This is a genomic window from Streptomyces albiaxialis (assembly GCF_039530985.1).
Lineage (GTDB): Bacteria > Actinomycetota > Actinomycetes > Streptomycetales > Streptomycetaceae > Streptomyces > Streptomyces albiaxialis.
The window spans coordinates 390619-414897 of record NZ_BAAAPE010000007.1; the positions used below are offsets into that span (position 1 = coordinate 390619).

20 protein-coding genes and 3 pseudogenes are annotated in these 24279 nt (G+C 72.2%); 16 read left to right on the plus strand and 7 right to left on the minus strand.

All coding sequences use genetic code 11. The annotated features are described in order from the left end of the window. Positions 1-114 precede the first annotated feature (114 nt). On the minus strand, positions 115-942 hold the full coding sequence (locus ABD343_RS12710; RefSeq protein WP_344527311.1) for an SAM-dependent methyltransferase: 828 nt from the start codon (positions 940-942) through the stop codon (positions 115-117). Between the two features lie 239 nt (positions 943-1181). Here ABD343_RS12710 and ABD343_RS12715 point away from each other — a divergent pair, with 239 nt between their 5' ends. The 7 genes from ABD343_RS12715 (at position 1182) to ABD343_RS12745 (ending at position 9176) form a co-directional block, all read left to right on the plus strand. Then, a complete protein-coding gene (locus ABD343_RS12715) occupies positions 1182-1481 on the plus strand; it encodes a hypothetical protein (protein ID WP_344527313.1) in 300 nt (99 codons plus the stop codon). 66 nt (positions 1482-1547) lie between these two features. Then, positions 1548-2384, plus strand: coding sequence for a hypothetical protein (locus ABD343_RS12720; protein ID WP_344527315.1), 837 nt, complete (start codon positions 1548-1550; stop codon positions 2382-2384). 16 nt (positions 2385-2400) lie between these two features. Beyond that, on the plus strand, positions 2401-4320 hold the full coding sequence (locus ABD343_RS12725; protein ID WP_344527317.1) for a fumarate reductase/succinate dehydrogenase flavoprotein subunit: 1920 nt from the start codon (positions 2401-2403) through the stop codon (positions 4318-4320). Beyond that, positions 4317-5117, plus strand: coding sequence for a succinate dehydrogenase/fumarate reductase iron-sulfur subunit (locus ABD343_RS12730; RefSeq protein WP_344527319.1), 801 nt, complete (start codon positions 4317-4319; stop codon positions 5115-5117). The genes ABD343_RS12725 and ABD343_RS12730 overlap by 4 nt, the downstream gene beginning before the upstream one ends. Before the next feature lie 247 nt (positions 5118-5364). Beyond that, on the plus strand, positions 5365-6465 hold the full coding sequence (locus ABD343_RS12735) for a LacI family DNA-binding transcriptional regulator (RefSeq protein ID WP_344527321.1): 1101 nt from the start codon (positions 5365-5367) through the stop codon (positions 6463-6465). A gap of 169 nt (positions 6466-6634) precedes the next feature. After that, complete coding sequence (locus tag ABD343_RS12740) at positions 6635-8161, plus strand: sensor histidine kinase (protein ID WP_344527323.1); 1527 nt, start codon at positions 6635-6637, stop codon at positions 8159-8161. Between the two features lie 331 nt (positions 8162-8492). Continuing rightward, the gene (locus tag ABD343_RS12745; protein ID WP_344527325.1) at positions 8493-9176 is read left to right on the plus strand and encodes a response regulator; all 684 of its coding nucleotides are present in this window, start codon (positions 8493-8495) and stop codon (positions 9174-9176) included. A 105-nt stretch (positions 9177-9281) separates the two neighbouring features. On the opposite strand, the pseudogene ABD343_RS12750 reads toward ABD343_RS12745, so the two are convergent. Together ABD343_RS12750 and ABD343_RS12755 are read right to left on the minus strand one after the other, a co-directional pair. After that, positions 9282-9902 (minus strand): annotated as a pseudogene (locus ABD343_RS12750) (phosphatase PAP2 family protein); the annotation flags it as partial. Between the two features lie 68 nt (positions 9903-9970). Beyond that, complete coding sequence (locus tag ABD343_RS12755; protein WP_344527327.1) at positions 9971-10588, minus strand: helix-turn-helix domain-containing protein; 618 nt, start codon at positions 10586-10588, stop codon at positions 9971-9973. Positions 10589-10695: 107 nt separating this feature from the next. Here ABD343_RS12755 and ABD343_RS12760 point away from each other — a divergent pair, with 107 nt between their 5' ends. After that, a complete protein-coding gene (locus tag ABD343_RS12760) occupies positions 10696-11688 on the plus strand; it encodes an NAD(P)/FAD-dependent oxidoreductase (RefSeq protein ID WP_344528535.1) in 993 nt (330 codons plus the stop codon). Between the two features lie 192 nt (positions 11689-11880). On the opposite strand, the gene ABD343_RS12765 is transcribed toward ABD343_RS12760, so the two are convergent. Together ABD343_RS12765 and ABD343_RS12770 are read right to left on the minus strand one after the other, a co-directional pair. Then, complete coding sequence (locus ABD343_RS12765; protein ID WP_344527329.1) at positions 11881-12255, minus strand: MerR family transcriptional regulator; 375 nt, start codon at positions 12253-12255, stop codon at positions 11881-11883. 31 nt (positions 12256-12286) lie between these two features. After that, complete coding sequence (locus tag ABD343_RS12770; protein ID WP_344527331.1) at positions 12287-13306, minus strand: MDR family NADP-dependent oxidoreductase; 1020 nt, start codon at positions 13304-13306, stop codon at positions 12287-12289. Between the two features lie 146 nt (positions 13307-13452). Between ABD343_RS12770 and ABD343_RS12775 the strand changes: the two genes are divergently transcribed. The 7 genes and pseudogenes from ABD343_RS12775 to ABD343_RS12800 all read left to right on the plus strand — a co-directional run. After that, positions 13453-14460 (plus strand): LacI family DNA-binding transcriptional regulator, encoded by a 1008-nt coding sequence (locus ABD343_RS12775; RefSeq protein WP_344527333.1) that lies wholly within the window; start codon positions 13453-13455, stop codon positions 14458-14460. 197 nt (positions 14461-14657) lie between these two features. Next, on the plus strand, positions 14658-16031 hold the full coding sequence (locus ABD343_RS12780; RefSeq protein WP_344527335.1) for an extracellular solute-binding protein: 1374 nt from the start codon (positions 14658-14660) through the stop codon (positions 16029-16031). Continuing rightward, the gene (locus tag ABD343_RS12785; protein ID WP_344527337.1) at positions 16031-16987 is read left to right on the plus strand and encodes a carbohydrate ABC transporter permease; all 957 of its coding nucleotides are present in this window, start codon (positions 16031-16033) and stop codon (positions 16985-16987) included. The genes ABD343_RS12780 and ABD343_RS12785 overlap by 1 nt, the downstream gene beginning before the upstream one ends. Further along, complete coding sequence (locus tag ABD343_RS12790) at positions 16987-17898, plus strand: carbohydrate ABC transporter permease (protein WP_344527339.1); 912 nt, start codon at positions 16987-16989, stop codon at positions 17896-17898. Before ABD343_RS12785 ends, ABD343_RS12790 begins: the two co-directional genes overlap by 1 nt. 74 nt (positions 17899-17972) lie before the next feature. Further along, a complete protein-coding gene (locus ABD343_RS12795; protein ID WP_344527341.1) occupies positions 17973-19556 on the plus strand; it encodes a glycoside hydrolase family 13 protein in 1584 nt (527 codons plus the stop codon). A gap of 57 nt (positions 19557-19613) precedes the next feature. Then, positions 19614-20012: pseudogene (locus tag ABD343_RS40990) on the plus strand (discoidin domain-containing protein); the annotation flags it as partial. Positions 20013-20438: 426 nt separating this feature from the next. Beyond that, a pseudogene (locus ABD343_RS12800) lies at positions 20439-22112 on the plus strand (glycosyl hydrolase); the annotation flags it as partial. 73 nt (positions 22113-22185) lie between these two features. Here ABD343_RS12800 and ABD343_RS12805 read toward each other — a convergent pair. Then, the gene (locus tag ABD343_RS12805) at positions 22186-22881 is read right to left on the minus strand and encodes an epoxide hydrolase N-terminal domain-containing protein (RefSeq protein ID WP_344527343.1); all 696 of its coding nucleotides are present in this window, start codon (positions 22879-22881) and stop codon (positions 22186-22188) included. Between ABD343_RS12805 and ABD343_RS12810 the strand changes: the two genes are divergently transcribed. Beyond that, a complete protein-coding gene (locus ABD343_RS12810) occupies positions 22852-23355 on the plus strand; it encodes a GNAT family N-acetyltransferase (RefSeq protein WP_344527345.1) in 504 nt (167 codons plus the stop codon). The genes ABD343_RS12805 and ABD343_RS12810 overlap by 30 nt on opposite strands. On the opposite strand, the gene ABD343_RS12815 is transcribed toward ABD343_RS12810, so the two are convergent. Further along, positions 23336-24262 (minus strand): DUF4349 domain-containing protein, encoded by a 927-nt coding sequence (locus ABD343_RS12815; RefSeq protein ID WP_425578164.1) that lies wholly within the window; start codon positions 24260-24262, stop codon positions 23336-23338. The two genes, ABD343_RS12810 and ABD343_RS12815, sit on opposite strands and share 20 nt — an antisense overlap. Between the last annotated feature and the right edge of the window lie 17 nt (positions 24263-24279).

The window sequence follows — 24279 nt, forward strand, 5'->3', positions numbered from 1 at the left end:
GCAGCATAGTGAGCGCGCTTGGCTTTTCCAAGCACCGACTTGGGAAAGCCAAGCAGGGAGCCGAGCGGGAAGCCGAGCACGAAGCCGTTCAGGAAGCCCAGCAGGGTCCGTACGTCAGCGCTTGATGCCGACCCCGCCGTAGCCCACGTACTGCGCCAGCTCGCGGCCCTCGGGCGGCGCCTCGTCCGGGCGCCAGAGCGGCATCTGCACCAGGCCGGGCTCCAGGAGCTCGAAGCCGTCGAAGAACGGCATGATCGCGTCGTACGGGCGCAGCACGAGCTTGGCCGTGGCGTTGTCGTAGACCTTCATCGACTCGCCGAGCGCGCCCTGCGAGCGGAAGTCGGCGGTGATGTGGGTGAGCGCGAGATAGCTGCCGCCGGGCAGTGCGTCGGTGAGCGTGGAGACGATGCGGCCCGGGTCCTCGGAGTCCTCGACGAAGTGCATAACGGCCATGAGCATCAGCGCGACGGGCTCGTCGAAGTCGATGACCTCGCGCAGCACCGGGTGGGCGAGGATGCCCTCGGGGTCGCGCAGGTCGGCGAGGACGAAGCCCGCGTTGCCGGTGTTGGTCAGCTTGGCGTCCGCGTACCGCGCGACGATGGGGTCGTTGTCGACATACGCGACCCGGACGTCCGGGTCGATCTCGCGGGCGACCTCGTGGGTGTTCGGCGAGGTCGGGATGCCGGTGCCGATGTCGATGATCTGCCGGATGCCCGCGCGGACGACGGCACGCGTCGCGCGGTGCAGCAGGGCGCGGTTGCCGCGCGCGCTGACGCCGACCTCGGGCGCCAGGTCGAGGACCTGCTGGGCCGCTTCCCTGTCGACCTCGTAGTTGTCCTTGCCCCCGAGGTAGTAGTCGTACATCCGGGCCGGGTGCGGTGTGGTCGTGTCGATCTGGTCGACCGCGAAGCCCGTCTCCTTGATCCCCCGTCGAGCCTCCACGGCATCCTCCGCCTCACGTCTCACGGCATTCACTCGCTTCCCAACTCAAGCTCGGTCAACCGAAGTTTGACACGTCATACGAGACGATCACCCGGCACCCCGCGGCAACTGGGCGCCTTCCGGCAGCCCGTATGGGCGGAAAGGCGTGCGGGGCTCTTCACAAGTGGGAGTGTGACGCGTAACACTCGCCACGCGCATGGACCTAGCCAGCCGCCACCACCCATGGAGGTGGGCACGTCGTGTCTCAAGTTACGTCTCTGCACGAGGAACTGACGGTCGCTCAGCGCTGCCTGGACGATCTCGCGCGCAGCGTGAGCAGACTGGAGGAGCGGGTCGGCAGCGGGCTGGAGATCCGCCGGGTGCGCAGCGACACCGAGCACCTGCGCGAGTCGCTGTCCCTCCTCAGGGACGCCACCCCGAAGGCCGTGCCCGAGCAGCACCAGGAGATGGTGACGATCCCGGACGCGCCGTACGACAGCGGGCTGTGGACCGATGTCGACGACGAGGGGCTGGGGGCACAGGACCGGCATGCGCCGTAGCGGCGAGGGGGCCCCGTCCACGGGGCCCGGACTCCTCGACCGAAGTCGCCTTCTCCGGAGAAACCGTTGGCCACTGGCACCGAACCACAACCCAAGCTGAGGGACGAAACCCGCGGCGGCGTGCGCGAGGGGACGCGCGCCGCCATCGCAGAGCCGCATCTGCGCAAGGACCGCTGGTGGCTGGCGCCCGCCGCCACCGCGTTCGGGCTTCTCGCCTTCGTCGTCTACTCGACCTGGCGCGCGTTCGCGAACGCGGACTATTACGCCGCGCCCTATGTCTCACCGTTCTACTCGCCCTGTCTCGCGGACAACTGCGAGACGATGAAGGGCGGTCCCAACTGGGGCCTCCTGGGCGACTGGTGGGGCCTGTCCCCCGCGCTGATCATCCTCATCTTCCCGCTGGGCTTCCGCCTCACCTGCTACTACTACCGCAAGGCGTACTACCGCGGATTCTGGGCCTCGCCCCCGGCCTGCGCCGTCGCCGAGCCGCACAAGAAGTACACGGGCGAGACCCGCTTCCCGCTCATCCTCCAGAACATCCACCGGTACTTCTTCTACGCGGCGCTGCTGGTCGCGGGCGTCCTGACGTTCGACACCGTTCTCGCCTTCCGCGACGAGCACTACGCGTGGGGCCACATGGGCCTGGGCACGCTGGTCTTCCTGGTCAACATCGTCCTGATCTGGGCGTACACCCTCTCCTGCCACTCCTGCCGCCACATCGTCGGCGGCCGGCTGAAGCACTTCTCCAAGCACCCCGTGCGCTACCGCATGTGGGGCTGGGTCGGAAGGCTCAACGAGCGGCACATGCTGCTCGCCTGGGCCTCGTTGATCAGCGTGGCGCTCGCGGACTTCTACGTGTACCTGCTGGCGTCCGGCGCCTTCGACGATCCGCGGTTCTTCTGAGAGGGATGCAAGCGACATGACGCAAGTCGAACGCCATCAGTGGGACGTCGTCATCATCGGCGCGGGCGGCGCGGGTCTGCGCGCCGCGATCGAGGCCCGCGAGCAGGGCCTCCGTACGGCCGTGATCTGCAAGTCCCTCTTCGGCAAGGCCCATACGGTGATGGCCGAGGGCGGCATCGCCGCCAGCATGGGCAATGTCAACGAGGGCGACAACTGGCAGGTCCACTTCCGCGACACCATGCGCGGCGGCAAGTTCCTCAACCAGTGGCGCATGGCCGAGCTGCACGCCCGCGAGGCCCCGGACCGGGTGTGGGAGCTGGAGACGTGGGGCGCGCTGTTCGACCGTACGAAGGACGGCCGGATCTCGCAGCGTAACTTCGGCGGACACGAGTACCCCCGCCTCGCTCACGTCGGCGACAGGACCGGTCTTGAACTGATCAGGACCTTGCAGCAGAAGGTCGTCGCCCTGCAGCAGGAGGACTTCAAGGAGCACGGCGACTACGAGGCCCGCATCAAGGTCTTCCAGGAGTGCACGGTCACCCGCATCCTCAAGGACGGCGACCAGGTCTCGGGCGCGTTCTGCTACGAGCGCGAGTCCGGCCGCTTCTTCGTGCTGGAGTCCCCCTCCGTCGTCCTCGCGACCGGCGGCATCGGCAAGTCCTTCAAGGTCACATCGAACTCGTGGGAGTACACCGGCGACGGGCACGCGCTGGCGCTGCTCGCCGGGGCCTCGCTGATCAACATGGAGTTCGTGCAGTTCCACCCGACCGGCATGGTCTGGCCGCCGTCGGTCAAGGGCATCCTCGTCACCGAGTCCGTCCGCGGCGACGGCGGGGTGCTGCGCAACTCCGAGGGCAAGCGCTTCATGTTCGACTACGTGCCGGACGTCTTCAAGGAGAAGTACGCCGAGTCCGAGCAGGAGGCCGACGGCTGGTACGAGGACCCGGACAACAACCGGCGCCCGCCCGAGCTGCTCCCCCGCGACGAGGTCGCCCGCGCCATCAACGCCGAGGTCAAGGCCGGTCGCGGCACCCCGCACGGCGGCGTCTACCTCGACGTCTCCACCCGTATGCCCGCCGAAGTGATCAAGCGGCGGCTGCCCTCCATGCACCACCAGTTCCGCGAGCTGGCCGACGTGGACATCACGGCCGAGCCCATGGAGGTCGGCCCCACCTGCCACTACGTGATGGGCGGCGTGGACGTCGACTCGGACACGGCGGCGGCCGTCGGCGTCCCCGGGCTCTTCGCCGCGGGCGAGGTCGCGGGCGGCATGCACGGCTCCAACCGGCTCGGCGGCAACTCGCTCTCCGACCTGCTGGTCTTCGGCCGCCGCGCGGGGCTGTACGCGGCGGAGTACGCGAAGGAGCGGGCGGACGCACGTCCCGCCGTCAGCGACGAGCAGATCGAGGAGGCGTCGGCGGAGGCCCTGCGTCCGTTCAGCGCCTCCGAGGACGCCGGGGACGACGGGCCCGCGGAGAACCCGTACACCCTGCACCAGGAGCTGCAGCAGTCCATGAACGACCTCGTCGGGATCATCCGGCGCGAGGACGAGATGGCGCGGGCCCTGGAGAAGCTCGCCGAGCTGCGCGGGCGCGCGCGGCGGGCCGGGGTCGAGGGGCACCGCCAGTTCAACCCGGGCTGGCACCTCTCGCTCGACCTGCGCAACATGCTGCTGGTCAGCGAGTGCGTGGCCCGGGCCGCGCTCAACCGTACGGAGTCGCGCGGCGGCCACACCCGCGACGACTACCCGGAGATGGACCGCGAGTGGCGCCGGGCGAACCTCGTCTGCACCCTCGCGGAGCCCGGCCCCGAGAGCGGCGGACGCATCAGTCTGCGCCGCCGCGAGATGCCCGCGATCCGCACGGATCTGCTCGAACTCTTCGAGAAAGAGGAGCTGATCAAGTACCTGACCGACGAGGAGCTGACGGCAGAGTGACCACGGCTGAGGACACGAGCACCCCGGACACCACGAGCTACGACGCGCACTTCCGCGTCTGGCGCGGCGACCAGGAAGGCGGCGGCCTGGAGGACTTCACGGTCGAGGTGAACGAGGGCGAGGTCGTCCTCGACATCATCCACCGCCTCCAGGCGACCCAGGCCCCCGATCTGGCCGTGCGCTGGAACTGCAAGGCGGGCAAGTGCGGCTCGTGCAGCGCCGAGATCAACGGCCGCCCGAGGCTGCTCTGCATGACGCGGATGTCGGTCTTCGCGCGTACGGACGTCATCACGGTCACTCCGCTGCGGGCGTTCCCCGTGGTCCGCGACCTGGTCACGGACGTGGGCTTCAACTACGAGAAGGCCCGCGAGGTCCCCGCGTTCGTCCCGCCGCAGGGGCTCGGGCCGGGCGAGTACCGGATGCAGCAGGAGGACGTGGGGCGCTCGCAGGAGTTCCGCAAGTGCATCGAGTGCTTCCTGTGCCAGGACACCTGCCATGTGGTGCGGGACCACGAGGAGAACAAGACCGCGTTCGCGGGCCCGCGCTTCCTCATGCGCGTCGCCGAGCTGGACATGCACCCGCTCGACGGCGCGGCCGAGGACGGGCTCGACCGCAAGACCACGGCGCAGGACGAGCACGGGCTCGGCTACTGCAACATCACCAAGTGCTGCACCGAGGTCTGCCCCGAGGGCATCAAGATCACGGACAACGCCCTGATCCCCCTCAAGGAGCGCGCGGCCGACCGCAAGTACGACCCGCTGGTGTGGCTCGGGAACAAGATCCGCCGCAGGTCGTGACCCTGCCCTAGCCGCCCTGGATTCTTCGGGCCCCGCCACGGTTCCTCCGCGCCCCGACCCGGTTCCGTCGCACCTCGGAACCTTCGCGGGACCTGAACCGTCATACGCCCGGTACCCCGGAGGGGATACCCCTTCCGGGTGCCGGGCGTGCCGTGGATCACTTTGCCTGGGAACGTTCCCACCCGTAGAGTGAATGCGCTTACATTCGACGGCGAAGGACGTAGAGGGACGAGGCGAACGGAACAGGATGGGCACTCCCAGCACTCCGACGGTCTACGACGTCGCCGAACGGGCGGGGGTCTCCATCGCCACCGTCTCCCGGGTCTACCGCAACCCCGACTCGGTGCGCGCCACCACCCGCGACAAGGTGCTGGAGGCCGCCCGCGCCCTCGGATACGTGCCGAGCGGCAGCGCGCGCGGGCTCGCCAGCCGGGCCACCGGCGTCCTGGGCCTCTGCTTCCCCGACTACTCCGACCCGGACGCGGAGACCGAGGCGCTCGCGGCCGACGCCGACGACGACCACGCGTTCATGCTCTACTCCGACCAGATCATCCGCGGCATGGAGCGCGCCTCGCGCCGCCACGGGTACGCGCTGCTGATCGCCGCCTCGCTCAAGGGCGGCCCGGAGAGCCTGGTCGCGAAGGTCGCGGGCCGCGTCGACGGCTTCGCCGTCATGGCGGGGACCGTGCCGACCGACGATCTTGAGGTCATATCGCGGCGGCTGCCCGTCGTGATGCTCGCCGGGCCCCGCGGGATCGACCACCTCGACCACGTCGAGGTCGCCAACGCGGACGGGCAGCGCGAGCTGACCCGCCATCTGATCGAGGACCACGGTCTGCGGCGACTGGCCTTCGTCAGCGGCCCCCCGAACTCCCCCGACGCCGAGGCCCGCTTCCACGGCTACGCCGAGGCGTGCCGCGCCGCCGGCCTGCCGGTCCCGGCCGAGCCGGACGTCCGTACGGTGATGATGACCCAGGCCGAGGGCGCGCAGGCCGCGGAGGAACTGCTGGCGCGGACGGGGACGGTTGCGGGGGCGGGTACTCACGAGAGGCCCGAGGCGATGGTGTTCGCGAACGACCAGATGGCCGTGGGCGCGCTGCACACCCTCGAACGGAGCGGGGTGCGGGTCCCGCAGGACGTGGCCGTGACCGGCTTCGACGGCATCCCCCTCAGCCGACTCGTGCGCCCCACGCTCACCACGGTCCGCCAGCCCATGCGGGACATGGGCGAACGCGCGGTCGAGCTGCTGCTCCGGCGCATCGACGCCACGGAGCCGGGCCACGAGGAGCCGCAGTCGGTGGTCCTGCCGGTGACGCTGGCCTACCGGCAGAGCTGCGGGTGCGGCTGAGGGGCCGTGTTCCCCGGTCCCCTCCCAGTCCCCCCGTCCCCCCACCCCCAGTCCCCCAAGTCCCCCAGAGGGACCAGGGGCGTCTCCTTCTCAGGTCTGGCCGGGTGGCCGGGGGAATTGGACTTTCGGCAGTGTCGAGTGGCCAGTTGGCGTCCGTAGCGTTTCTGGGGTGAACAGCACTGTGATCGGTGGTTACGGGCTCTTGGTGGGGGCGGTGGCGGCGTCGCTGCTCGCCGGGGCCGCCGGGCCCAGGTGGGCCGTGCTGACGGCGTGTCTGACGGCGGTCTGCGCCTTCCTGGCGGGGCGATGGCCCACGGAAGGGCGGGGCGGCCGGGGCACGGGGCGCGCGGCGGCGCTCGTGCTGGTGGGCGCGCTGGCGCTGGACATGGCGGCGGTCGCCCTGGTGCCCGGCTGGCTGGTGCCGGGGACGAGATTCGTCGCGGTCTTCGTCGCGGCCGGGGTCCTGCCATGGTTCGCGGGGCGGGTCTGGCGGCTGTACCGCGAGTTGACGAGAGCGGGCTGGGAGCGTGCCGAACAGCTTGAGCGGGAGCGCCGGCTGGTCGCCGAGCAGGCCCGGCTGCGCGAGCGCTCGCGCATAGCGCAGGACATGCACGACGTGCTGGGACACGACTTGAGCCTGATAGCCCTCTCGGCGGGAGCCCTCAAGCTCTCCCCCGGCCTCGCCGAGGGCCAGCGCAGGGCGGCCGATGACATACGGGCCCGGGCGGGCACAGCCGTCGAGCGCCTGGGCGAGGTGATCGGGGTGCTGAGGGAGGGCGCGGACGTGCCGCCGACGGGCCCTTCGGAGGAGAGCGTCACGCGGCTGGTCTCCGAGGCCTCGGCCTCGGGGCTCGATGTCACGGCACAGATCGAGGGGGACCAGGAGGAGATACCGGCGGCCGTGCGGCGCGCGGTGCACCGCGTCGTGCAGGAGGGCCTGACCAACGTCGCCAAGCACGCGCCCGGCGCCCGGGCGACGGTGACGGTCGTACGTGGGGAGACGGAGACGACGGTGACGGTGGCGAACGGGCCGGGCCCCCGGGAGGGCGCCACCCGCACCCCGGCCCTCGCCGCCGCCCCCGGAGGACACGGGCTGGTCGGGCTGGACGAGCGCGTGCGGCTGGCGGGCGGCACGTTCGCCAGTGGCCCGGAGGAGGACGAGGGCTTCGCGATACGCGCCCGACTGCCCCACGTTCCCCCGGACCCGTGGACCCGGGCCGTCGGGGAGACGGCGCCCGTCGAGGAAGCGGTGCCCGTCGGGGCCACGGGAGCGGAAGGCTTCGGCGGGGACGGAACGGTTGGAGGGGACAGAGGGGAGGCACGGAGCGAGCAGTCGTACGCGCGGCGGCGGTTGCGGCGGACACTGCTGGCCTCGCTGACGGTGCCGCTGGCGGCGACGGCCCTCGCGGGCGGCGGGCTCACGCTGTGGGACACGGTGCTGGCCGAGCGCGCGGTGCTGGAGCCGGACGACTTCGCCCATCTGCGGGTCGGGCAGGACAGATCGGAGGTCGCGCCGTATCTGCCCGACAGGCAGACGCCCGAGCGCCCGGCGGAGAACCCGAGGGCGGGACGCGGAGACGAGTGCGAGTTCTACGCGATGACGGCCGACCGCTTCGCCGACCGCTCCGGCGATGTCTACCGCCTGTGCTTCGAGGGGGACACCCTGGTCTCCGCCCGGGCTCTGGCGGGGAGATGAGCGGCACGGGATGAGCGGCACCGGATGAGCGGCACCGGATGAGCGGATCGGAATGAGCGGAGTGGGCGGAGCGAGCGGGAGGAGCGGGGCGGACTCGATGGACGGAACGGTGGACGAGCTGATGTTCGGAACGCCGGAGGGGGCGTTGGGGCGACCGGCGGACGGGGCGGTGGACGGAACGGCGGGCCCGGCGGCGGATAGTGCGGGGACCGAGCCGGTCGACGGAGCGGCGGATGCGGCGTCGGACGGAACGGCGGGCGCAACGGCTGGTGCGACGTCGGACGGACCGGTGGTTCGGTTGGTGGACGGGGCCGGGGTGGGGGCGCGGCGGGTGAGGGTGCTGATCGCCGACGACGAGCCGATGGTCCGTGCGGGTGTGCGCGCGATCCTCGGCACCGCGGACGACCTGGAGATCGTCGCGGAGGCCGGGGACGGCCGGGAGGCCGTCGAGCTGGTCCGGCGCCACCGCCCCGACGTGGCCGTGCTCGACATCCGGATGCCGGAGGTCAACGGGATCGAGGCGGCGGCGCGGATACGGGACGCCGTGCCGGGGACGAAGGCGGTGATGCTCACGACGTTCGGTGAGGACGACTACATCCTCCAGGCGCTCGGGCGCGGCGCCTCGGGCTTCCTGATCAAGTCGGGCGAGCCCGAGGAGCTGGTGACGGGGGTGCGCGCCGTGGCCGACGGTGCCGCGTATCTGTCACCGAAGGTGGCCGCCCGGGTCGTGGCCCATCTCGCCGCCTCCGGGGCCGGGACCGTGGCCGGGCGCCGTACCTCGGCGCGCGAGCGGGTCGAGGCGCTCACCGTCCGCGAGCGGGAGGTGCTGTCCTACCTGGGCGCCGGGTTCTCCAACGGGCAGATCGCCCGGCGGCTGCGTGTGGTGGAGGGCACCGTGAAGGCCCATGTCAGCTCGGTCCTGGCGCGGTTGGGGGTCGACAACCGGGCGGCGGCGGCCGTCGTGGCGCACGAGGCGGGCGTCGTCTCGCCGGGGCCCGCCGGCCCCCGGCAGTAGCGGTAGCAGCCGGGCCACCCCGCGTGCGGCGAGCGGGGTTCCGGCGAGGACCGTGACGGCGGCGAGGGCGGCGCCCAGCAGGGCACCGGCCAGGACGTCGTGCGGGTAGTGCACGCCCACCAGGACCCGCAGCAGCGCGGCGGCACCGGCGAGCGGGAGCGTGACGGCGGCGAGGCGGGGGCGCAGGACGGCGAGGCCGACGGCCAGTCCGGCGGCGAGGGTGGCGTGGTTGCTGGGGAAGGACCAGTCGCCGGGTTCGGGGCACTCGGCGACGGGGTCGGCGCCGCGCACGGCGCGGCAGGGGCGTTCCTCGTCGACGACGAGCTTCAGCGCCTCGCTGACGGCGTAGGCGGCGACGGTGCCGACGCCGGTGAGCACGGTCGCGGCGACGCGGTGCGCGTCGCCCGCACGGAAGGAGGTCCACCAGGTCCACAGGAGGAGGGCGCCGAGGAGCACCAGGGTTCCCTCGGTGGCGAGTTCGAGGAAGCCGCCGAGCCAGGAGGGGCCGTCCGCCACGGCTTCGGTGAGGGCGCGGTAGAGGGAGACGGAGGTGCCGTCCGTGACCCGCGCGGGGCCCGGGTCGCCGGGTCCGCCGGGGGCCAGCAGCCAGAGGGCCAGGGCCGCGAGGGCCACCAGGACCGTGGCGAGGGCCGTCGCGGCGACCGCCGGGAGGGTGGCGGGCGGTCCACCTCCGGCGGGGGTTGCCTGTCGTGTTTCTCGTCGCATGACGGGAACGTAGAGCGGCGTGCGGCGGGATCCCCGTCCCGAAGGTCGGGGTGCGGCTATGACGAAGGTCAGGCTTGACGGCCGCTCCGGGGCTTGGCGCGTACGTGCATGCGTTCGCCCTGGCGGCCGAAGAGGCTGAGGATCTCGACCGGCCCCTCGCCGGTGCTGCCGAACCAGTGGGGCAGCCGGGTGTCGAACTCGGCGACCTCGCCCGGGCCCATCACCAGGTCGTGGTCGGCGAGGACGAGGCGGAGGCGTCCGGCGAGGACGTACAGCCACTCGTAGCCCTCGTGGGTGGTGGGGTCGGGGGTGGTCTTGGTGGCCGGGATGACCAGCTTGTAGCTCTGGAGGGGGCCGGGCTGGCGGGTCAGGGGCACCACCGTCCGGCCGCGTGCGCGGCGCGGGGTGAGGCGGACGCGGGGGTCGCCGACCTCCGGGGCGCCGACGAGTTCGTCCAGCGGCACCTGGTGTGCCTGGGAGAGGGGAAGGAGCAGTTCGAGGCTCGGGCGGCGCTGTCCCGACTCCAGGCGGGAGAGGGTGCTCTTGGAGATGCCGGTGGCCTCCGAGAGCGCGGCGAGGGTGATGCCGCGTTCGGTGCGCAGGTGCTTGAGGCGGGGGCCGACGGCGGTGAGGGCGTCGTTGAGCGCCTCGTTGGGCGCGCCGTTGAGGGCGGAGGAGGTGTCCACGGGGCCATTGCACCGCACCCGTCCCGGAAACGGCAACAATGTTTGCCGCAACTGGGCGGGGGTCGCAGAGTACGGGCATGGACGAGACAGCGAGCAGCACAGTGGACATGACCGCCGGGCAGAACGGCGGTTCGGGCAACGGGAACCGTGGGGGCGACGGGCGGTACGACGTCGTGGTGATCGGAGGGGGCGCGGGCGGGCTCAATGCCGCGCTGGTGCTGGCCCGGGCCCGTCGGCGGGTCGCGGTCGTCGACGCCGGGGAGCCGCGCAACGCTCCGGCGGCGCGTATGCAGGGCTTCCTCTCCCGGGACGGCATGCCTCCGGCCGCGCTCCTGGAGGTCGGGCGGAGCGAGGTCGCGGCGTACGGCGTGGATCTGATCGACGGTTCGGTCGATGAGGTCCTCCAGGAGCCGCGGGAGGGCGGCGGCCCGGGCGGGTTCTCCGTGGGGCTGGCGGGCGGGGCCGTGCTGCGGGGACGTCATGTCCTCCTCGCCACGGGGCTGCGCGACGAGTTGCCCGGCCTTCCCGGGGTGCGGGAGCAGTGGGGCAAGGACGTGCTGTTCTGCCCGTACTGCCACGGTTACGAGCTCCGGGACCGGCCGATCGGGGTGCTGGGGACGCACCCGGGGGCGGTGGGGCACGCGTTGCTGCTGCGTCAGTGGTCGGCGGACATCGTCCTGTTCGCGCACACCCTGGAGCCGTCCGAGGACGAGCGGGCCCGGCTCGCGGCGCGCGGGGTGCGGGTCGAGGAGGGCGAGGTCAAGCGGCTGGCCGTGGAGGACGGCACGGTGCGCGGGGTGGAGCTGGCAGACGGGCGGGTCGTGCCGCGCGAGGCGGCGTTCGTCTTCCCGCGGATGGTGCCGCGCGACGGGATGCTGGCCGGTCTCGGGTGCGCGCGGGACGAGATGGGCTGGCCGGCCACCGACCGCGCGGGCCGCACCAGCGTGCCCGGCGTGTGGGCGGTGGGCAATGCCGCCGACCCCCGCGCGCAGGTCGTCACCGCGGCGGGCATGGGAGCGGCGGCGGCCTTCGCCCTCAACCTCGACCTGGTGGACGAGGACGTGGAGCGCGCCCTCCTCGCCCCCGTCGGACAGGGCTGAGGGCAACCCCGCCCGCCCGTTCGCCCCCGCCCGTCCATCCGCCTCCCGCCCTCGCCTCCTGCCCCGGACGCCACTCGGCATCCGTCCCCCGCGGCACGCACGGCGGCCGTCGGCCCCGGCCGACGGGGCCCGACCGACTGTCCCCGGCCGACGGGGCCCGGCCGACGGGCCCGGCCGACAGGGCCCGCCTCCTCACGGGACGACGGTGTCGAAGACCGTGTCGAAGCGGGCCTCGATACGGGAGGCGAGGCGTTCTCGGAGCATTGTCAGCCGTGCGATGCGGGCGTCGAGTTCGGCCAGGCGGCGCAGGCTGACCCGGCCGACGGCGCAGCTCTCCGTCCCGTGCGCGGACTCCCCGTCCAGGATGTGGGCGAAGGAGCGGACGTCGGCGATCGTGAGGCCCGCGTCGAGCAGTTCGCGGATGACGCGGAGGCGGCGGACGTCCGCCTCGCCGTACTCCCGGTGGCCTGAGGGGGCGCGCCGGGGCCTGAGCAGGCCCTCTTCCTCGTAGTACCGCAGCGCCCGCGGGGTGAGTCCCGCTGACGCCGCCGCGTCTCCGATGCGCATGCGTGCCCCTCCCGAAGGTCGGCGACCGTCGTCACAGCTCCACGAGCACCGCGCCGAGATGGCGGCCCGCGAGCAGTTCGCACAGCGCTCGCGGCGCCTCGTCGATTCCCTTGAGGAGCGCGTGCGGCACGGAGAGCGTGCCCTCGCGCAGGCCGCGCGCGAACTCCTCGCGCCAGCGCGGCAGTTCGTCCAGGTGGTGGGCTCCCGCGATGCCGCGCAGGGTGACGCTCCGCGCGATCAGCGCCAGCGTGTCGATCTCCGTGGGCGAGCCCGCGCCCCCGCCGATCTGGCCGGACAGGCCGCCGACCAGGGCGATACGGGCGCCGGGGCGGGCGAGGGCGAGGGAGGCGCGGAGCTGTTCCCCGCCGACGTTGTCGAAGACGGCGTCGAGGCCCTCGGGGGCCGCCGCCCGGAGCTGTGCCTCCAGGTCGCCCTCGGTGCGCAGGACGACCGCGTCGTAGCCGAGTTCCTCGACCAGGTACGCGGCCTTGCGGTGGCTGCTCGTGCTGCCGATGACCCGGCCCGCGCCGCGCAGCCGCGCGAACTGGCCCGCCAGCGAGCCGACCCCGCCCGCCGCTCCGGTCACGAAGACGGTGTCCCCCTCGCGCACCTCGGCGGCCCGTACGACGCCGAGCCACGCGGTGAAGCCCTGGGAGAGGTGGGCGGCCGGGCCGGGCAGCGCTTCCAGGTCGGCGCGTTCCAGGCCGTCCACGCCGACGGCCGCGTACTCGCGCCAGCCCCCGCGCTGCGACAGCACCGGCGTGCCGGGCTCCAGCCCGCTGCCCTCGGGAGCCGTCACGACCTCTCCGAGCGCCGGGCCCCACAGGGGCTCGCCCGGCGCGTAGGGCGGCATGGGCAGATCGGCGTCGGCGCGCATGAGCGTCCGCATCACGGCCGTGACGCTCATCGTCCGGTTCCGTATCAGCGCCTCGCCCGGACCGGGCACGGGGACCGGCGCCTCGACCACCTCCAGGTGCTCCTCCCTCAGCTCGCCCTCGGGCCGGGCGGCGAGACGTACTTCCCGGTGGGTTGCGGGTACGCGGTGAGTCATGGACGGTCTCCTCCTCGGGACGGCTGCTCCGGCCGCCCGACGCTAGAACCTTCCGCGAACGTCAAGTTCAAGTCCGCGGGGACGCACGAGGGGAAGCCGGACGGGGAACGCAAGTGGCTTGCGGCGCTTGCGTTAGACTTGCGTGTATGACGCGACGACTTGCGCAGGTGGCGAAAAAGGTGGGCGTCTCCGAGGCGACCGTCAGCCGGGTGCTGAACGGCAAGCCCGGGGTCTCGGAGGGCACCCGGCAGGCGGTCCTCACGGCGCTGGACGTGCTGGGGTACGAGCGGCCGACCCAGTTGCGCGGGGAGCGCGGCAAGCTGATCGGGCTCGTGGTGCCCGAGCTGTCGAACCCGATCTTCCCCGCCTTCGCGGAGGTCGTCGGCGGCGCCCTCGCCCAGCGCGGCCTGACCCCCGTCCTGTGCACGCAGACGCCGGGCGGCATCCAGGAGACGGACTACGTGGAGCTGCTGCTCCAGCAGCAGGTCTCCGGCGTGGTCTTCGCGGGCGGGCTGTACGCGCAGGCCGAAGCGCCGCACGGGCACTACCGGCTGCTGCACGAGCGGAACCTGCCGGTCGTGCTGGTCAACGCGCCGATCGCGGGGCTCGACTTCCCCTGCGTCTCCACCGACGACGCGGTCGCGGTGCAGCAGGCCTGGCGCCATCTGGCCTCCCTCGGGCACGAGCGGATCGGCCTCGCCCTCGGGCCCTCCGACCACGTGCCCTCGCGGCGCAAGCTGGAGGCCGCGCACGCGGCGGCGCGGGCCGCGGGCGCCGGGCTGCCGGCCGAGCGCGTGGTGCGGGGGATGTACTCGATGGAGGGCGGGCACGCGGCGGCCTCGCGGCTGCTGGACACCGGGGTGACCGGCATCGTCTGCGCCAGCGACATCATCGCGCTGGGCGCCGTGCGCGCCGCGCGGCGGCGGGGGCTGCGGGTGCCGGAGGACGTGTCGGTGGTGGGGTACGACGACTCGCCGCTGATGACCGTGACGGACCCGCCGCTGTCGACCGTGCGGCAGCCGATCGACGCGATGGGCCGCGCGGCGATCCAGCTCCTGACCGCGCAGATCGACGGCAAGGAAGTCGTCCGCGACGAGATCATGTTCGAGCCGGAGCTGGTGGTGCGGGGCTCCACGGGCCCGGCGCCCTCGTGACGCGGGCGTCCTCGTGAAGCGAACACCCTCGTGACGCGGGCACCCCCCCCCGTGACGCGGGCGTCCTCGTGGGCGCGGGCACCCCCGCAGCGCTCTGTCAATCTTTTGCAAGTTCTGCTCGCTATATTGCGCTCCCCTGACCCCGGTGCAAAGGTATGGGCCATCGTTCCCGCCCAGGACGCCCAGAGGGGTCACCGATGCCATCCTCCAGAAAGCGCCTCACGCTCGCCCTCGCCGCCGCCCTCTCCCTGACCTCGCTCGCCGCCTGCGGCACGAGCAGCGAGGGCGACGGCTCCGACAGCGGACCCGGCGGCAAGGTCACGCTCGACGTCAACGGGCAGCCGCCGAAGACGCAGGCCTTCGAGCGCAAGCTCTTCGACAAGCACGTCAGGCAGTTCGAGAAGGCCAACCCGGACATCGACGTCGTCCCCCATGAGGGCTTCATGGACCCGAAGACGTTCAACGCCAAGCTGGCGGGCGGGAAGCTGGAGGACGTCTTCTACGTCTACTTCACCGACGCGCGCGGCCTCATCGCCAAGAAGCAGGCCGCCGACATCACCGGCCCCGTCAAGGACATGCCGCACCGGGGCGACGTCCAGGACGAGCTGATGAAGGTGTTCCAGGACGAGGAGGGCCGCCAGTACGGGCTGCCCACCGCCAACTACTCGATGGGCCTGCTCTACAACCGCACGCTGTTCGAGAAGGCCGGGCTCGATCCCGACAAGCCGCCCAAGACATGGGCCGAGGTCAGGACCGCCGCCAAGAAGATCGCGGACCTCGGCGACAACACCGTGGGGTACGCGGACTTCTCCAAGAACAACCAGGGCGGCTGGCACTTCGCCGCCGAGCTGTACTCGCGCGGCGGGCGGATGGCCGCCAAGGACGACGACGGCAAGTGGAAGGCCACGTTCGACTCGCCCGAGGGCAAGGCCACCCTCCAGGCCCTGCACGACATGCGGTGGAAGGACGACTCCATGGGGAGCAAGCAGCTCCTCCAGGCCGAGGACGTCCAGCGGATGATGGGCAGCGGCAAGCTCGGGATGTACATATCCGCCGCCGACAACATCACCGTCATCGCCAAGCAGTTCGGCGGCAAGTACAAGGACTACGGCCTCGCGCCCGTCCCCGAGGCCAAGTCCACGCTCATCGGCGGCGAGGGCTACATGATCAACCCCAAGGCCGACCCGGAGACCGCCAGGGCCGGGGTCAAGTGGCTCCAGTGGAAGTTCCTCAACCCCGGTCTCATCGAGCGCAACATCCAGGACAACCTCGACGCGAAGCTCCCCATCGGCCTGCCCATGCCGCCCACCCCCGACATCTGGAAGGGCTCCGTCCGCGACCGCGTGGAGAAGGCCAAGCGCACGCACGCGAACGTCCCCGTCGACAACTACCAGCCCTTCATGGACGCCGCGCCCCGCGTCCCCGGCGTCATCGAACCGCCCGAGGCCCAGAAGGTCTACGCGGCGCTCGACACCGCGATGCAGGCGGTCCTCACCAAGGAGAACGCCGACATCGACGCCCTTCTCGCCTCCGCCGAGAAGAAGGCCGACCAGATCTACCGCGCGTCCTGATGGCCGCCGCGCCCCTGCTGGAGAAGCCGGTGCCGTCGCCCGCACCCCCGCCGCGGGCCGTACGGGAGCGGCGCGCGGCGCGCCGCCGCCGCGCCGTCCGCGAGCATCTGACGGCGTACGGGTTCCTGTGCGCGGCCGTGGCCGTCTTCGCGCTCTTCTCGTGGTGGCCGATCGTCCGCAACGTGCTGCTCGCCTTCCAGGACGTCGACTTCGCCCGCGGCAGCACCTGGACCGGGCTCGCCAACTTCGAGAAGCTCTTCGGCGATCCCCTGCTGGCGACCGCGTGGAAGAACACCGCGCTGTTCTCCGCGTACGCGGTGGTGCTGGGCTTCCTCGTGCCGTTCCTGACCGCCGTGCTGCTCAACGAGTTCCGGCACGCCCGCGCGTACTTCCGGGTGCTGGTCTATCTGCCGGTGATGCTGCCGCCGGTGGTCGTCGCGCTGATGTGGAAGTGGTTCTACGACCCGGGCCCCGGCCTCATCAACGAGATCCTGCGCACCCTCCACCTGCCGACCTCCGCCTGGCTGGACTCCTCCTCGACCTCGCTGGTCTCCCTGGTGATCGTCTCGACCTGGGCCAACATGGGCACCGCCACCCTGATCTACCTCGCGGCGCTCCAGACCGTCCCCGGCGAGCTGTACGAGGCGGCGGAGCTGGACGGCGCGAACCTGTGGCAGCGGCTGCGCCATGTCACCGTCCCGCAGACCCGGTTCGTGCTGCTGGTGCTGCTCCTGCTGCAGATCGTCGCGACGATGCAGGTCTTCACCGAGCCGTACGTGATGACCGGCGGCGGGCCGGAGGACTCGACGGTGACCGTGATGTTCCTCGTCTACCGCTACGCGTTCGTCTACAACGACTTCGGCACCGCGAGCGCCCTGAGCCTGCTCCTGCTCGTCGTGCTCGCCGCGTTCTCCGCCCTCTATCTGCGCGCCACGCGCGGCTCCAAGGAGGACTGATGGCCGCCTCGACCCGCACCGCCTCGACCCGCACCGCCTCGACCCGCACCCTCGTCCGCCCCGCCGTGCTCCGCACCCGCAAGGGGAAGCTGATCTACTGGTCGGTGCTGGCCCTGGCCCTGGCGCTGTTCACCGTCGCGTTCCTCGTGCCGCTGTACTGGGCGGCAACGGGTGCCATGAAGTCCTCGACCGAGCTGGCGCAGAACCCGCCCACGTACGTCCCCTCCGAGTGGCACCCGGAGAACTACTCCCGCGCCTGGCGCGAGATGGACCTGACCCGCTACTTCCTCAACACCGTCCTGCTCGCGGGCGGCGCCTGGCTGATCCAGCTCGCCGTGCAGGTCCCCGCCGCCTACGCGCTGTCCAAGCTGCGGCCCCGGTTCGGGAACGCGGTGCTGGGGCTGATGCTCGTCACGCTGATGATGCCCGCGACCGCGCTGCTGGTGCCGGTCTATCTGACGGTGACCGACGTCCCGCTGTTCGACCGGAACCTGATCAACAGCCCGAGCGCGGTGTGGCTGCCCGCCGCCGCGAACGCCTTCAACATCTACATCCTCAAGAACTTCTTCGACCGCGTCCCCGACGAGCTGCTGGACGCCGCGCGGATCGACGGCGCGGGCCCGTTCGGCACGATGTGGCGGATCGTGCTGCCGCTGTCCCGGCCGATCCTCGCCGTGGTGTCGATCCTCTCCGTCGTCACCGCCTGGAAGGACTTCCTCTGGCCGCTGCTGGTGCTGCCCGACCCGGCGAAGCAGCCGCTGAGCGTCTTCCTCCAGCGCGTCGCCCAGGACACCCCGCTCAACAGCCTCGTCGCGGGCCTGGTCATGGCCTCGCTGCCGCTGATCGCGCTGTTCCTCGTCTTCCAGCGGCAGATCGTCGCCGGTCTCGGCGCGGGCAGCCTCAAGGGCTGACCGGCCGCCCGTACACACCCCGTACGCACCCGCCCGTACACACCTGTACGCACCCGTACGAAAGGACCCCTCCTTTGTCCCGCACGGAGTGGTGGCGCAGTGCTGCCATCTACCAGGTGTACGTCCGTTCGTTCGCCGACGGGAACGGCGACGGCACCGGCGATCTCGCCGGGGTCCGCGCCAGGCTGCCCTACCTCGCCGAACTCGGCGTCGACGCCCTCTGGTTCACGCCCTGGTACCTCTCGCCGCTCGCCGACGGCGGCTACGACGTCGCCGACTACCGCGCCATCGACCCCGCGTTCGGCACGCTCGCCGAGGCCGAGAAGCTGCTGGCCGAGGCCCGTGAGCTGGGGCTGCGCACGATCGTGGACATCGTCCCGAACCATGTCTCCGACCAGCACCCCTGGTTCAAGGCCGCGCTCGCGGCCGGGCCCGGCTCGCCCGAGCAGGAGCTGTTCCACTTCCGGCCGCCCTCCCCCGGGCCGCCGAACGACTGGACCGGCGAGTTCGGCGGCGTCCCCTGGTCCCGCACCGAGGGCGGCCAGTGGTACCTGCACCTGTTCACCCCCGAGCAGCCGGACCTCAACTGGGCCCATCCGGCGGTGCGCGAGGAGCACGAGGACGTGCTGCGCTTCTGGTTCGAGCGCGGCGCCGCGGGCGTACGCATCGACTCCGCGGCGCTGCTCGCCAAGGCCGAGGGGCTGCCCGACATGCCCCGCGACGGCGGCCCTCACCCCTTCCACGACCAGCCGGACCTGCACGACATCTACCGCTCCTGGCGGCGCGTCGCCGACGCGCACGACGCCGTGCTGATCGGCGAGATCTGGCTGCCGGACGCCGAGCGCTTCGCCCGCTATCTGCGCCCCGACGAGCTGCACACCGCCTTCAACTTCGATTTCCTGGCCCGCCCCTGGGACGCCGCCGAGCTGCGCGCCTCCATCGACCTCACCCTCGCCGCGCACGCCCCCGTCGGCGCCCCCGCCACCTGGGTGCTGGCCAACCACGACGTGACCCGTACGGTCACCCGTTACGGGCGGGCCGAGGACACCGGCTTCGCCTTCGAGCGCAAGCGCTACGGGGTCCCCACCGACCTCGCGCTCGGCACCCGCAGGGCCCGCGCCGCCGCGCTGCTCACCCTCGCGCTGCCCGGCTCCGTCTACCTCTACCAGGGCGAGGAGCTGGGCCTGCCCGAGGCGGAGGTCCCGCCCGAGCGCGTGCAGGACCCGATGCACGCCCGTTCCGGCGGCGTGGACCCGGGCCGCGACGGCTGCCGGGTGCCGCTGCCGTGGCGTACGGACGGCGACGGGCCCTCCTGGCTGCCGCGCCCCGAAGGCTGGGAGCGGTACGCGGCCGAACGGCAGGCCAGCGACCCCGATTCGATGCTCGCCCTCTACCGCACCGCGCTGCGGCTGCGCCGTACGTTCCGCGAAGCGGGGCCGCTGCGCTGGCTGCGCACGGACGCCCCGGACGTGCTCGCCTTCGCGCGGGGCGTGCCGGGGGACGCGTACGGGGACGGCACCCGCGACGTCCTGTGCGTGGTCAATCTCGGCGCGGCGGACGTGATGCTCCCCGCGCACTCCGGACTCCTGCTGGCCAGCGGTCCGCTGACCCCGGTCGGCACCCTGCCGCAGGACACGGCGGTCTGGCTCCGGGCCTGATCCGGGGCCCGGGCACGGCCCGGCCGCCGCCCTCCCTCCCCCACAGAAGGGAATGTCATGGGCACAACACAACGCACGAAGCCCTCACGGAGAAGGGCCTGGCGACCCGCACTGGCCGCCGTGCTCAGCACCGGGCTGCTGGCCACGGGCTGGCAGGCCTTCTCCGCCGACGCCGCGCCCGAATCCGCCGGCCCCCTCACGGTGCGGCTGAGCGGCGAGGACGCGTCCCGCGCGCACGACGGCGACCCGGACACGTACGCGAAGGGCACCTCCTCCCGCTGGGTACGGGCCGACCTCGGCGCGACCCGGCGCTTGGACCGCGTCACGCTCGCGCTGCCCGGCAAGGCCCAGCGCGTCCAGCTCCAGGGCTCGGCCAACGGCCGCGACTGGAACGAGCTGTCCGACACCCGCGCCCGCAGGGGCGAGGTGACGGTGCGGCTCGGCGGGGCGCCCGTACGGTACGTCCGCGCGGCGGGCGCCCGCCGCGTCGGCGAACTCGCCGTCCACGGCGCGGAGTCGGGCGACAGCACGCCGCCGAGGGCACCGGCCGGGGCCCGCCTGGACGGCGCGACGCTGCGCTGGGAGCGCACGCCGGGCGCGGCCGGGTACGACGTCTACGCGAACGGCCGCCTGCGCGCCGCGCTGCCCGCGAAGGCGGCGCGCTGGAAGGACACGGCGGCCCCGGGCGGCGCACGGCAGAGGATCACATACACCGTGCGCGCCCGGGACGCCGCGGGCAACCAGTCCCCCGACAGCCGCGAGGCCACCCGCACCGTGGCGGCGGGGAAGAGCGCCGGGCGCGCGGCGTTCGAGCCGCGGCTCGCGAAGCCCCGGCCCGAGCGCGCCGGGAAGCCCGAGCGCGCCGGGAAGAAGGCCGCGGCCGGTGCCGACATGCCGTACACCACCGTCGAGGCCGAGACCGGCACCACGGGCGGCGGCGCGCAGGTCGTCGGGCCCAACCGGAAGATCGGCGACCTGGCGGGCGAGGCCTCGGGCCGCAAGGCCGTGACGCTCAAGGAGACCGGCCAGTACGTCGAGTTCAGGACGACCGCCGAGACGAACACCCTCGTCACCCGCTTCTCCATCCCCGACGCGCCGGGCGGCGGGGGAACGGACGCCACGCTGAACGTCTACGTGGACGGCGAGAAGGCGAAGCCGCTGAGCCTCACCTCCAAGTACGCCTGGCTCTACGGCCCCGAGGCGTCGCCCGTCAACGACCCGGGCGCGGGCCCCGCGCGGCACATCTACGACGAGGCACACCTCAACCTCGGCCGCACGGTCCCCGCCGGATCCACGGTCCGGCTCCAGAAGGACGCGGACAACTCCTCGTCGTACGCGATCGACTTCGTCGACTTCGAGAAGGCCGAGGCGGCACCGAACCCGGACCCGGCCGCGTTCGTGGAGCCCGCCGGGACCGGTCACCAGGACGTGCAGAACGCCCTGGACAAGGCCCGTATGGACACCACCGGCACGATCCAGGGCGTCTATCTGCCGCCGGGCGACTACGAGACGTCCAGCAAGTTCCAGGTCTACGGCAAGCCTGTGAAGGTGATCGGCGCCGGGCCCTGGTTCACCCGCTTCCACGCGCCGTCCGGGCAGCAGAACACCGACGTCGGCTTCCGCGCCGACAACGGCGCGAACGGCTCGGTGTTCTCCGGCTTCGCGTACTTCGGGAACTACACCTCGCGGATCGACGGGCCCGGCAAGGTGTTCGACTTCCAGAACGTCTCCGGTATCACCATCGAGAACACATGGGCCGAGCACATGGTGTGCCTCTACTGGGGCGCGAACACCGACAAGATGACGCTCAAGGACAACCGCATCCGCGACACCTTCGCCGACGGCCTGAACATGACCAACGGCTCCAGCGACAACCTGGTGACCAACAACGAGACGCGGTCCACGGGCGACGACTCCTTCGCCCTGTTCTCCGCCCTCGACTCGGGCGGCGGCGAGCAGACGGGCAACGTCTACGAGCACCTCACCTCGAAGCTGACCTGGCGCGCCGCGGGCCTGGCCGTCTACGGCGGCCAGCTCAACACCTTCCGCGACATCCGTGTGGCCGACACCCTGGTCTACTCCGGAGTGACCGTCTCCTCGCTGGACTTCGGCTTCCCGATGAACGGCTTCGGGCCCGGCGAGACGACGCTGGAGAACCTCTCGGTCGAACGCGCGGGCGGCCACTTCTGGAACGGGCAGACCTTCCCCGGCATCTGGATGTTCTCGGCCTCCAAGCCGTTCCGGGCGATCCGGGTGAAGGGCGCCGAGATCACCGACCCCACGTACCACGGGATCATGTTCCAGACGAACTACGTCGGCGGTCAGCCGCAGAACCCCGTCCAGGACACGGAGCTGAGCGACGTCACGGTCTCCGGCGCGAAGAAGAGCGGTGACGAGTACGACGAGAAGTCGGGCTTCGGCATCTGGGCCAACGAGATGCCGGAGGCGGGCCAGGGCCCGGCCGTCGGCAAGGCCACCTTCCGCAACCTGACCCTCCGCGACAACGCGGAGGACATCCGCAACACGACGTCCACGTTCACGGTGGACGTGCAGTAGCGGCGAGCGGCCTCCTGGCCCGGTCTTCTCACCGGGCCAGGAGGCACGGCCGTTCCCCGCCCCGCGCTCCGTCCTACGCGGGCTTCTCCGTGAGCCCGGCGAAGAACCGGACGAGGTCACCGGCGAGCGGGTCGGGGGCGTCGTGCGCGGCCCAGTGGCTGCCGCGGTCGAACCGCGACCAGGAGACGATGTTGGGTCCACGGAGCCGAGGAGCTGCCCGATCCAGGCGAGCTGGCCCGCCGGGGAGTCCGCCAGCGCGTGCGCGAGCGTCTGCGGCTGCGCCTGCTGGGCCCGGTCGTGGACGGCGTGCTCGGTGAAGGCCCCCACGAACGACAGGTACTCGCGCTCCTCGTCGGTCAGCGACTCCAGCTCGGCCGGATCGCCCGAGGGGAAGGAGAAGACCTGGTTGAGTGTCGGCGGTGGGGCCGGAGAACCCGAAGCCGGGCAGGTCGGGGATGACCAGGTGGAACCGGTCCGACAGCGGCTCGATCAGGCCGAGGTACTCCACGTGGGTGTTGGGCCAGCCGTGGGTGAGGATCAGCGGCGTCGCGTCCGGGTTGTCCGAGCGGACGTGCACGAAGTGGATGTTCTGGCCGTCGATCTCGGTGGTGAAGTGCGGGTGGGCGTTCAGCCGCCTCTCCCACGCGCGCGCCAGTCGTAGGAGTCCAGCCAGCGCTCCACCAGACGGATCGGGCATGGTCCGATCACCACGACTGATGCGACGGTGCAGAGTAGGGGCATGGCCACCTACGAGACGATGCCCTTCCATCTGGAGACCGAGCGGCTCAGGCTGCGGCCGTGGGACGAGGGGGACGCCGAGCAGTTCAGCGCGCTCCTCGCCGAGCGGGGCGGCGAGAGACCCCCGGTGGAGCGCATCCGTACGTCCATCGGGGAGCTGCTCGCGGCGACGGCGACAACGGGCATCGCCCTGCTGCCCATCGAGCGCCGGGACGAGGGTGACTTCATCGGCTACTGCGGGCTGATCATCGGCCGTACCACTCTGGAGGAGCCCGAGATCGCGTACGAGCTGTTCCGGCACGCGCACGGGCGTGGCTACGCCACGGAGGCGGCCCGCGCGGTGCTCGGCGCCGCCGCCGCGACGGGCCGCGAGCGGCTCTGGTCGACCGTCGGGACGTGGAACGCCCCGTCGCTCCGCGTCCTGGAGAAGCTCGGGTTCGAACGGGACCATGTCTCCATGGAGGAGAACGGCGAAGTCGCCTGGCTCACCCGCGCGCTGCCGTGACGGACGAACCGGGGCCGGCGTCGTCCCCGGAGGCGGCGGGGGCGTCGTCGTCCCCGGAGGCGCCGCGGTCGGCGCCGTCCCCGGCAGCGGGGCGCCGCGTCAGGCGGGGCCGCACCACGCGCAGCCACAGCGCCAGCAGGAGCGCCGCCGCGCCCGCGAACGGCAGCAGCGCGCCGAGTGCCATCGCCACCCAGCGGAGCATCGTCACGAAGGCGTCCCAGCCGCCGCCGAGCGCGTCCGCGAATCCCGGGCCGTCGTCGCCGTCGTCCCCGCCCGACGGGCTCGCGGACAGGGAGAGGGTGATGGTCGCCAGATCCGTACGGTCCTTGAGGGAGTCCCGGCGCGAGAGCAGGGACTCCAGGTCGGCCTGGCGGGAGCCGAGTTCGCTCTCCAGCTTGACCACGTCGCCGATCTCGGTGGCGTCGTCCATCAGTTCGCGGACCCGGGCCACGCTGGCCCGCTGCGTCCTGATGCGGCTCTCGACGTCGACGACCTGCTCGGTCACGTCCCGCGCCCGCACCTCCCGGTCCAGGAGCCTTCCGGCGCCCTCCAGCCCGTCGAGCACCTTCCCGTACTTCTTCACGGGGACGCGCAGCACGACGCGCGTACGCTCGCGGCCCTCCTTGTCGCGAGTGGTGTTCTCCTTGCCGACGTAGCCGCCGGCGGCCTCGGTGGTGCGCCTGGCTCTGTCCAGCGCCTCCGGAACGTCCTTGACCCGTACGGACAGTGAGGCGGTACGGATGATGTGGCTCGCGGCGGCCCGCGCGGGCGTGGCCTTCCCGGAGCCGCGCGGAGCGCCGTCCCGGCTCTTCGACTTCGTCTCCGCCCTGGCGGCGCCGTCCCCCGAACTGTCACCGCCCGTACAGCCGGTGAGCAGGAGAGCCGTGGCGAGCAGAACGCAGGCCACGGCGTGAACACGTAACG

What these genes read in the sequence shown, in the direction of transcription:
- ABD343_RS12760 (WP_344528535.1), top strand. Translation starts at nt 10,696, where the DNA reads ATGACCGCCGGGCAGAACGGCGGTTCGGGCAACGGGAACCGTGGGGGC.
- ABD343_RS12780 (WP_344527335.1), top strand. Translation starts at nt 14,658, where the DNA reads ATGCCATCCTCCAGAAAGCGCCTCACGCTCGCCCTCGCCGCCGCCCTC.
- ABD343_RS12805 (WP_344527343.1), bottom strand. Translation starts at nt 22,881, where the DNA reads ATGGAAGGGCATCGTCTCGTAGGTGGCCATGCCCCTACTCTGCACCGT.
- ABD343_RS12770 (WP_344527331.1), bottom strand. Translation starts at nt 13,306, where the DNA reads ATGACTCACCGCGTACCCGCAACCCACCGGGAAGTACGTCTCGCCGCC.
- ABD343_RS12790 (WP_344527339.1), top strand. Translation starts at nt 16,987, where the DNA reads ATGGCCGCCTCGACCCGCACCGCCTCGACCCGCACCGCCTCGACCCGC.
- ABD343_RS12725 (WP_344527317.1), top strand. Translation starts at nt 2,401, where the DNA reads ATGACGCAAGTCGAACGCCATCAGTGGGACGTCGTCATCATCGGCGCG.
- ABD343_RS12735 (WP_344527321.1), top strand. Translation starts at nt 5,365, where the DNA reads ATGGGCACTCCCAGCACTCCGACGGTCTACGACGTCGCCGAACGGGCG.
- ABD343_RS12785 (WP_344527337.1), top strand. Translation starts at nt 16,031, where the DNA reads ATGGCCGCCGCGCCCCTGCTGGAGAAGCCGGTGCCGTCGCCCGCACCC.
- ABD343_RS12810 (WP_344527345.1), top strand. Translation starts at nt 22,852, where the DNA reads ATGGCCACCTACGAGACGATGCCCTTCCATCTGGAGACCGAGCGGCTC.
- ABD343_RS12765 (WP_344527329.1), bottom strand. Translation starts at nt 12,255, where the DNA reads ATGCGCATCGGAGACGCGGCGGCGTCAGCGGGACTCACCCCGCGGGCG.
- ABD343_RS12775 (WP_344527333.1), top strand. Translation starts at nt 13,453, where the DNA reads ATGACGCGACGACTTGCGCAGGTGGCGAAAAAGGTGGGCGTCTCCGAG.